Source organism: Streptomyces sp. NPDC104831 (assembly GCF_055583025.1).
In genome coordinates, this window is the sequence record NZ_JBVJOT010000073.1 from 23847 (window position 1) to 33111 (window position 9265).

6 protein-coding genes are annotated in these 9265 nt (G+C 72.3%); 3 read left to right on the forward strand and 3 right to left on the reverse strand.

Annotation, left to right across the window (positions count from 1 at the left end):
* Nucleotides 1–6 precede the first annotated feature (6 nt).
* On the reverse strand, nucleotides 7–1341 hold the full coding sequence (locus ACZ63H_RS33980) for an ABC transporter substrate-binding protein (RefSeq protein ID WP_469871769.1): 1335 nt from the start codon (nucleotides 1339–1341) through the stop codon (nucleotides 7–9).
* A 268-nt stretch (nucleotides 1342–1609) separates the two neighbouring features.
* Between ACZ63H_RS33980 and ACZ63H_RS33985 the strand changes: the two genes are divergently transcribed.
* Nucleotides 1610–4042 (forward strand): glycoside hydrolase family 2 protein, encoded by a 2433-nt coding sequence (locus ACZ63H_RS33985; RefSeq protein WP_469871771.1) that lies wholly within the window; start codon nucleotides 1610–1612, stop codon nucleotides 4040–4042.
* Nucleotides 4039–5076, forward strand: coding sequence for a LacI family DNA-binding transcriptional regulator (locus ACZ63H_RS33990; protein WP_469871773.1), 1038 nt, complete (start codon nucleotides 4039–4041; stop codon nucleotides 5074–5076). Before ACZ63H_RS33985 ends, ACZ63H_RS33990 begins: the two co-directional genes overlap by 4 nt.
* A 226-nt stretch (nucleotides 5077–5302) precedes the next feature.
* Here ACZ63H_RS33990 and ACZ63H_RS33995 read toward each other — a convergent pair whose 3' ends face one another.
* Both ACZ63H_RS33995 and manA read right to left on the reverse strand, forming a co-directional pair.
* A complete protein-coding gene (locus ACZ63H_RS33995) occupies nucleotides 5303–6670 on the reverse strand; it encodes a cellulase family glycosylhydrolase (protein WP_469871775.1) in 1368 nt (455 codons plus the stop codon).
* A gap of 361 nt (nucleotides 6671–7031) precedes the next feature.
* On the reverse strand, nucleotides 7032–8216 hold the full coding sequence (gene manA / locus ACZ63H_RS34000) for a mannose-6-phosphate isomerase, class I (RefSeq protein ID WP_469871777.1): 1185 nt from the start codon (nucleotides 8214–8216) through the stop codon (nucleotides 7032–7034).
* Between the two features lie 285 nt (nucleotides 8217–8501).
* On the opposite strand from manA, the gene ACZ63H_RS34005 reads away from it, so the two are divergent.
* Complete coding sequence (locus tag ACZ63H_RS34005; protein WP_469871779.1) at nucleotides 8502–9107, forward strand: lytic polysaccharide monooxygenase auxiliary activity family 9 protein; 606 nt, start codon at nucleotides 8502–8504, stop codon at nucleotides 9105–9107.
* The last annotated feature ends 158 nt before the right edge of the window (nucleotides 9108–9265 follow it).

Sequence of the window (9265 nt, forward strand, 5' to 3'; positions counted from 1 at the left end):
CACCGGTCAGGAACCGGCGGTCCGCGCCGCCTCGTTCCACCGCTTGTCCAGGTCCGCGAAGAAGTCGTCGAGACTCCCGTGCTGTGCGCCGCGGGCGAGGTCGATCAGCTTCTGGCGGTAGTCGGGCTTGTTCAGGCCGATCTCGGCCGCGTTGTCGATCGCGTTCACCTCGCCGGTCTTCGCCTCGGAGCGCTCCAGGAAGCTGACATCGTTGTCAACAAAGTCCTTCAACGTGTCGGGCATGGGAGCGGACTTCAGGGTGGGGACGGCGCCCTCCTTGGCCGAGTAGCCCGACTTCTGGGTGAACCAGTCGATCCAGGCCCGCGCCGCCGCCTTGTGCGAGGAGTGGGCGTTGACGGCCTGCTGGTAGTCGGAGGCGAGGACGGCGCAGTACTTGCCGTCCTTCCGCACGGGGAACGGCATGAACCCGATGTCGTCCGGGTCGGCACCGGCCTTCTTCGCCGCGTCGCGCATCTGGGTGATGGCCCAGGAGCCGAGCTGCATGGTCGCGACCTTGCCCTGCGCGATCAGGCCCTTGGAGGCTTCCCAGTTGGTGGTGTTGGGGTCCTTCTCCGACAGACCGCCCTTGACGATGTCGTGGAGCAGGGAGTCGATCACGTTCAGCTCACCGCCCTCGCGCCAGGGCGAGACGGCACCGGCGAGCTTGTCGCCGGCCTTGGCGTCGCAGGTGACGGACCCGATGCTGTTGCTCCAGGCGGTCAGCGGCCAGCCGTCCTTGAAGTTCGTGTAGTAGGGCAGCGCGTCCGTCTTCGCCTCGACGGCCTTCAGGTCGGCGAGGAACTCCCTGAGGGTGGCCGGCCAGGCGGTCACGCCGGCCTTCTTCCAGACGGCCTTGTTGTAGACGAAGCCGTTGGCCGTGCCGAACTGGGCGATCCCGTAGACCTTGCCGCCGACCTCGGTCTTGTCGCTGAACCGGTAGGTGCCGCCCAGTTCGGCGGCGCTGCCCAGCGGGGCGAAGAACTTCGGGTAGTCGTTCTTGGCCACGGCGGCCGGGATCATCAGGACGTCACCGTAGTCGTCGGTGTTCATCCGGATCTTGACCTCCCCCTCGTAGTCGGTGAGGGCCTCGAACTTCACCTTCACCCCGGGGTAGACCTTGCTGAACTCCTCGGCGTACCGGGCCATCGTCCCGTTCTGGACGAGGTCGGTGCGGTGGGTGAGGACCTTGATCGTGCCCGAGGCGTCGGCCGGGTCGGCCGGTGCCTTCGCCGTCTCACCGGAGACCGTGCCCCCGCCGCTGCATCCGGCGACGGTCAGCACCGCGGCGGCCAGCAGCCCGCCGCGCCACCGACGTCCCGCGAACGTCGTGTTCTTCCCCATGTGCCCAGCTCCTCCAGGATTGCGGCTCAGCTCTGCGAGTGGGATGTCGGCACTATGTCAGCCACTGATGAACCGGTAAAGCTCCGATTTCCAGCGTGATGCGCAATCGTTACCGTCGGGCGAACCGAGATCCTGTGACATGCGGATTCCGTCGCACCTCGTTACGGTGGCGTAGCTAGACCGGTTTATGGACAGCTTCCTGATCAGCGCGTTAGGTTGTGCGCCGTTGTCCGTCGACCGGCCTGAGTCAGGCGATTGGAGCCGCACCATGAAGGACGTCACCCCGCTCACCGGGGGCTGGAGCCTGCGCCACGGCGAGGAGGTGCTGGAGGCCCGGGTGCCCGGCTGCGTGCACACCGACCTCCTCGCCGCCGGGGCCATCCCGGACCCGTTCCTCGCCCGGAACGAGACGGACGTCGCCTGGGTGGGCCGCCGGGCCTGGACCTATGTCCGCCGGCTCGGCCACGACAGCGGCCACGAGCGCACCGACCTGGTCTTCGAGGGCCTCGACACGGCCGCGACCCTCACCCTCGCCGGCCGTCCCCTCGGCACCACCCGCAACATGCACCGCACCTACCGGTTCGACGTCACGGGACGCACCGGCGAACTGGAGGTCCGCTTCGCCTCCGCCTACGACGAGGCGGCCGCCGTCCGCGCGGCGACGGGGGAGCGGCCCAACGTCTATCCCGAACCGAGCCAGTACATCCGGAAGATGGCGTGCAACTTCGGCTGGGACTGGGGCCCCACCCTGGTGACCGCGGGCATCTGGCGGCCGGTCCGGCTGGAGCACTGGTCCACCGCGCGCCTGGCCGAGGTGCGTCCCCTGGTCACCGTGGCCGAGGGCACCGGCCGCGTCGAGGTGCGGCTGCGCGTCGAACGCACCGAGCGGGGACGGGACGAGCGGCTGCGCGTCACGGCCGAGGCGGCCGGCGTCCGCGCCGAGGCCGAACTGACCGGCGACGAGGCGGTCCTCGTCCTGGAGGTCGCCGACCCGCGCCTGTGGTGGCCGCGCGGATACGGCGAACAGCCGCTGTACGACCTGGATCTCACCCTGAGCGGCGACGGCGGCCCGCTCGACACCTGGCACCGCCGGATCGGCTTCCGCACGATCGGACTGGACCGCTCCGCCGACGAACACGGCACCGGCTTCACCCTCGTCGTCAACGGCGTCCGGATCTTCGCGCGGGGCGTCAACTGGATCCCCGACGACGCCTTCCCCTCCCGGATCACCCCCGAGCGCTACCGCACCCGCCTCGCCCAGGCCGCGGACGCGGGAGTGGACCTGGTCCGGATCTGGGGCGGCGGCATCTACGAGGACCACGCCTTCTACGACGCCTGCGACGAACTGGGCCTGATGGTCTGGCAGGACTTCCTCTTCGCCTGCGCCGCCTACCCGGAGGAACAGCCGCTGCGCGGGGAGATCGAGGCCGAGGCGCGCGACAACGTTGTCCGGCTGATGCCGCACCCGTCGCTGGTGCTGTGGAACGGCAACAACGAGAACCTCTGGGGCTTCCGCGACTGGGACTGGGAGGAGCCGCTCGCCGGGGACTCCTGGGGCGAGGGCTACTACCTGGGCCTGCTGCCCCGCGTCGTCGCCGAACTCGATCCCACCCGCCCCTACACCGCCGGCAGTCCCTGGTCCGGCTCCTGGGACCACCACCCCAACGACCCCGCCCACGGCACCCACCACTCCTGGGAGGTGTGGAACCGCCAGGACTACGCCGAGTACCGGGCGAGCGTGCCCCGCTTCGTCGCCGAATTCGGCTGGCAGGCCCCGCCCGCCCTGGCCACCCTGCGCCGCGCCCTGCCCGGCGAACGCCTCGCGCCCGACTCCCCGGGCATGCTGCACCACCAGAAGGCCGAGGACGGCAACGGCAAGCTGAACCGCGGCGTCGCCCGCCACTTCCCGCTGCCCGGGGACGACTTCGACCGCTGGCACTACCTCACCCAGCTCGTGCAGGCCCGTGCCGTCGCGGCCGGCATCGAGCACTGGCGCGCGCACTGGCCGGTGTGCGCGGGCACGATCGTCTGGCAGCTCAACGACTGCTGGCCGGTGACCTCCTGGGCCGCCATCGACGGCGACGGCCGGCCCAAGCCGCTCTACCACGAGCTGCGCCGCGTCTACGCCGACCGGCTGCTCACCCTGTGCCCGGACCCCGACGGCCTGGTGCTCGCCGCGGTCAACCAGGCCGCCACGCCCTGGCGGACGACGGTCACCCTGCGGCGGCTGGACGCCGACGGCACCACGGTCGCCGAGGCCGTGCTCGAACTGGCCGCCGAGCCCCGTTCCGTCGCCCGGACCACGGTCCCCGAGCACCTCGTCCCGGACCCGGGGACCGCCAGGGAGTTCCTGGTCGCGGACGCGGAATCCCCCCGCCCGGACGGGGCCGACGGCGGGGAAGGGCTGCGCGCCCTGCACTTCCCCGTCCCCGACAAGGACTTCGCCTACCCGCGGCCCCGGTACGACGTCACGCTGGAGCCCGTCCCCGGACAGGGGGATAGAGTCGACGTCGTGGTGAGCGCCCAGACCCTCGTGAGAGACCTCCTGCTCCAGCCCGACCGGCTGGGTCCGGCCGCCGTCTGCGACCGCGGCCGGCAGACCCTCCTGCCCGGCGAGCGCGCGCGCCTGCGGGTCGAGGGCTGCGGCCCGGTCACCGTCGACGCCGTCAAGGCCGCCCTGTTCTGCGTGGACATCGTGTGAGCGGGACCGGGGAACGCGTCACCATCAAGGACGTCGCGGCGCGGGCCGGGGTGTCCAAGGGGGCGGTGTCGCTCGCCTTCAACCACAAGCCCGGCGTCTCCGACGCCACCCGCGAGCGCATCTTCGCGGCGGCCCGGGAGCTGGGCTGGGCCCCCAGCGCCACCGCGCGCAGCCTGTCCAGCCAGCGCGTCGACATCGTCGGGCTGGCCCTGTGCCGGCCCGCCCGGTTGCTCGGCCTGGAACCGTTCTACATGGACTTCATCTCGGGCATCGAGAGCGTCCTGGCGGAGCGGTCCTGCTCCCTGCTGCTGCGGCTGGTGCGCGACCTCGACGAGGAGATCGCGCTCTACCAGGACTGGTGGCGCGGCCGGATGATCGCCGGCGCGATCCTGGTGGACTTCCGCGAGGACGATCCCCGGGTGCCCGCCCTCCAGGGGCTGGGCATGCCGGCGGTCGCCGTCGGCCACCCCCGCCTCACGGGCGCGTTCCCGGCGGTGTGGACGGACGACGCGTCGGCGGTCGCCGAGGCCGTCCGCTATCTGTCGGCCCTCGGCCACCGGCGCATCGCCCGCGTCGGCGGCCCGGCCGACCTGGGGCACAGCGTCATCCGGGCCCGCGCCTTCGCCGACACGACCCGGGAACTGGGCCTGGAGGAGGCGCGGCAGATCGCCACCGGCTTCGACGAGAAGGAGGGTGCCCGGGCCACCCGCACCCTGCTGCTCGCCGCCGACCGGCCGACCGCGATCGTCTACGACAACGACATCATGGCGGTCGCCGGGGCGGGCGTCGCGGCCGAGATGGGCTTCACCGTCCCCGACGACCTGTCGCTGCTGGCGTGGGACGACTCCCAGCTGTGCCGGATCACCCATCCGACCCTGTCGGCCATGAGCCACGACGTGCACCACTTCGGTGCCGAGGTGGCACGCGTCCTCTTCGACGTGCTCGGCGGCGCCCCCACCGACGGCCACCAGGTCCCGACCCCGTCCCTGACGCCGCGCGGCTCCACCGCACCGGCACCGGGGGCGGGCGGGTAGGACGACCGACCGCGACCCGGGCCGGCGGGTGTGCCCGCCGGAGGGACCCGGGCCCGCGTCCCACGGCCGGTGAGCCCGTGCCGTTCCGTGACCGGTGAGGCTGTCCCACGCCCGGTGCACAAGGGTCGGCGGGCCCGGACCGGTGTCCCCGGCCCGGGCGTGCGGAGACCGTGCGGAAGGGCCGCGTCCAGTGGGGACGCGGCCCTTCGGGGTGCCGGGCCGGGGGTCAGCCCTTCGTGCAGGCGCCGCCGTTGAGGGTGAAGGCGGCCGGGACGCCGTTGGCGCCGGTGGAGGAGCCGTTGAAGCCGAAGCTCACGGAGCCGCCGGCGGGGATCGTCTCCGTCCAGGACTCGTGGGTGGCCCGCACCTCGCTGCCCTGCTGCACGGCCCTGGCGTTCCAGACCGAGCCGAGCTGCTGGTTGCCGGGGAAGGCGAAGGCGAGCTGCCAGCCCTTGACGGCCGTCGTGCCGGTGTTGCGGATGGTGACGTCCGCGTTGAACGAGGTGCCCCAGTCGCTGAGGCGGTAGTCCACCGAGCAGCTCGCGGGCGCGGGAGTGGTGCCGCCGTCGCCGAAGACCCCGGCCTCCTTGGCCGTCTGCTTGATGCCGTCGGCGCCGGAGAAGATGCGCTGCCCCCAGGAGGTGAGGCGCGCAGCGTCGAAGCCGGTGGCCATGTCCAGGTACTCGACGCCACCGCCGTTGCCGCTCCAGGACCAGCCGAGGTAGCCCACGCCGAGCTGCCGCGCGGTGGACATGATGGCGCCCTCGTCCGGATCGCCGTCCGAGTGCATGTCGCCGAATTCCCCTACGACAATGGGAAGACGCTGCGAAGTGAACCGGTCAAGGTAACTCCTGACCTTGTCGGCGGTGTTGAACACGCCGTACATGTGGATCGAGAAGACCGTGTTGCGCTCGGGGTCCGCGGCGAATACCTCCGCCGCGTGGTCGCGCATGGTGAAGGACCAGTCCTGGCCCCAGTTCGGGGCGTCCACCATCAGCGTGTGCCGGAATCCGGCCGCCCGCATCCGCGCGATGGCGTTCGCGGTGTCCGAGGTCCACGACGCGTAGCCGGAATTGCCGTACGGCTCGTTCCCGATGTTCAGGATGACGTACTTCTCCTGGCCCTGCACCGCGTCCTTCACGCCGGTCCAGTAGTCCACGGCCCGGGAGAGGGTCACGGCTCCGGCCTGCTCGCCGTAGCCGGTGGTGTCGTGGGCCTCCAGGACGCAGACGAGCCGGTTCTGCTTGCACTGCGCGACGACCGCGGCGACGTCCGCGGTGTCGTTGCGGGTCCACCGGTCGCCGGTGGCGAGCACCACGCGCACGGAGTTGGCGCCCAGGGCCTTGATGTCCTTCAGTGCCTGCGCCGTCCTCGTGGGGTACCAGGCGTGCGCGTGGTTCACGCCCCGCAGGACGAAGTCGGCGCCGTTCGCGTCCAGCAGCCGGCCGTCGGCGACGTGGAAGCCCGGGGCCGCCTGGGCCTGGGCCCGCTCCGGTGCCTGGGCCTGCGCCTGCGCGGAGGACGGTGCGGCCAGTAGCGAGGCGGCGAGGGCCAGCAGCGCTCCCGCCGCGGTGGCCAGTCTCTTTCTCATCATCTGCTCCCCAAGTGGTGGCGCGTGCGGCCGGGACGCGGGGCGTCCCCGGCGCGCACGGCGCTGCCTTCGGCTCTGTGACGGTGCTTCCGGCTCGCCGTGCCGGCGCCCGCGAGGCGCCCGGCGTACCGGCAGGAACACGGGCGACCCGGTCCGGGATCCCGCTGCCCGGGCGTCGCATCGCGGCTCGCGCCGGACGGCGGGACGACAAGTCACCGAAGAAGAACACCTTTGGACGGACCCGCCGGAAAAGAAGTGGCGTGAAATGCCTTCGTCGGTGGCTGGGAAAGAGGCTAGGACGAGACAGTAGAGGTGACAACCATCTGAGCCAAACCGGTTAAGTTTAGCTGGAGTTCAGTTGACGTCATATGCCGGTGGTCGCCCGGAACACCGTTCCCGCACCGGAGACGGCGACCTCTTCTGCGGCCGGCACGAAGACGGAGGCCCCCGGCGAGAGGGCGGCCTCGGCCCCGGGGCCGGCGAGGCGGACCGCGCCGTCGGTGCACACCAGGATCTGGGGGCGGGACGCGGGCAGGGCGCGGGCGTCGCCGCGGCCGTCCAGGACGAGACGGGACAGCCGGAAGTCGTCGACCGGGGCCGGGTAGACCTCCTCGCCGGACGCCGCGCGCACCGGCCGCACCACCGCCGGCTCGGCGGCGTCGAAGCGGACCACGCGCAGGAGTTCCGGCACGTCCACGTGCTTGTTCGTCAGACCGCAGCGCAGGACGTTGTCCGAGGCGGCCATGACCTCCACGCCCAGTCCCTTCACATAGGCGTGCGGCACGCCCGGCCCGAGGAACAGGCCCTCCCCGGGCGCCAGCCGGACCTGCCGGACCAGCAGGGCGGCCGGCACGCCGGGATCCCCGGGACGGGCGCGGGCTATCCGGTCGTACCCGGCGAAGGCGTCCCGCAGCGGTCCAGGCCGCCGGGCCGCCGCCGCCAGCGCGTCGCCGATCTCGGCGAGCAGGTCCGGCGGGAGGGAGAGGAAGGCCGGGAAGACCTCCCGCAGCGCGTCCTCCTCCGGGGCCGAGCGGAGCGTCGCGGCGTACGGGGCCAGCCGGGTGACCCGCAGGGCGTCCAGCAGTTCGGCGCACTCGCGCGGCGGCCGGAACCCGCACAGGCCCTCGAACGGGGTGAGCGCGACGATCATCTCCGGCTTGTGCTGTGCGTCCCGGTAGGTGCGGTGGGGTGCGTCGAGCGGAACGCCCCGGGCGTTCTCCCGCGCGTATCCGGCGGCCGCCCGGGCCGCGTCGGGGTGCACCTGGAGGGACAGGGGGGCGTCGGCCGCCAGCAGCTTGAGGAGGAAGGGCAGCCGCGGCCCGAACCGCCGTACGGGCGCGTCGCCCAACTCGCCCGGCGGGTCCGCCTCGATGACCTCGTCGAGCCCCAGCGACCGGCCGTCGCGCTCCAACCGGGACGGCGCGCCGGGATGGGCGCCCATCCACAACTCGGCCTGGGGCGAGCCGTCCGGGGCGACCCCCATCAGCTCGGGCAGCGCGGTGACCGAGCCCCAGGGGTAGGGGCGGACGGTGTTGACGAGGCGGTCCATGGGGCGGGGGTTCCTTTCGGGCAGGGGAGAACCGGCGCGGGTACGGACGGACGTCCGCGGACGGCCACTCTGCCCGGTGTCTGACAACGTTGTCCAGACGAGGACGCCGGGTCGGGCGGGCGCGGCCGCGCGGAGCCGGACGCGGACGCGGGGCGGGCGACGGGGCAAGGCCGGTCCGGCATTGGTATGGACATGTTCAGTCCATCCCCCTAGCCTGGGCTTGGTCTAGACCAACATGCACGGTACGGCTCACCGAACTCCCCACACGTTCCGAGGAGCGGCTACATGCGCACCAAGGCCAAGTTGTACGCGGCCGTGTTGGGCCTCAGCACCGTCGGGGCCTTCGCCCTGTCCACCGGCGGCGCCAGCGGTCACGGCTACACCGACCTCCCCATCAGCAGGCAGCTGCTGTGCGCCGACGGCACGGTCAGGGGCTGCGGCGAGATCCAGTGGGAACCGCAGAGCGTCGAGGGCCCCAAGGGCTTCCCGGCGGGCGGACCGGCGGACGGGCAGCTCTGCTCCGGCGGCGAGACCCGGTTCGGCCAGCTCGACGGCGCCCGCACCCCCAAGGGCACGGAGTGGCCCACCACGAAGGTCACCGGCGGCCAGAGCTACACCTTCCGCTGGCAGTTCGAGGCGCGGCACGCGACGACCGACTTCCGGTACTACGTCACCAAGCAGGGCTGGAACCAGGGCCACGCCCTCACGCGCGCCGACCTGAACACGACCCCGTTCCTGACGGTCCCCTACGGCGGCAAGCAGCCGCCGGCCACCCTCAGCCACAGCGGCACCCTGCCGACCGGGCTGAGCGGCCACCACGTCATCCTCGGCGTGTGGACCATCGCCGACACGGGCAACGCGTTCTACGCCTGCTCGGACGTGACCTTCTGACCCCGCCCCGCGCACACCCCTGACCCACGGGCCGTGTCCGGCGTGGACCACCTTCCCCACGCCGGTCACAGGCCCTCCCCTGTCCGGACTCGTCGGGGTCGGTTCCGTTTCCCCACCCTCCGGGTTCTGGAACCCGTTGGTGGAGATAGAGTCAGGGG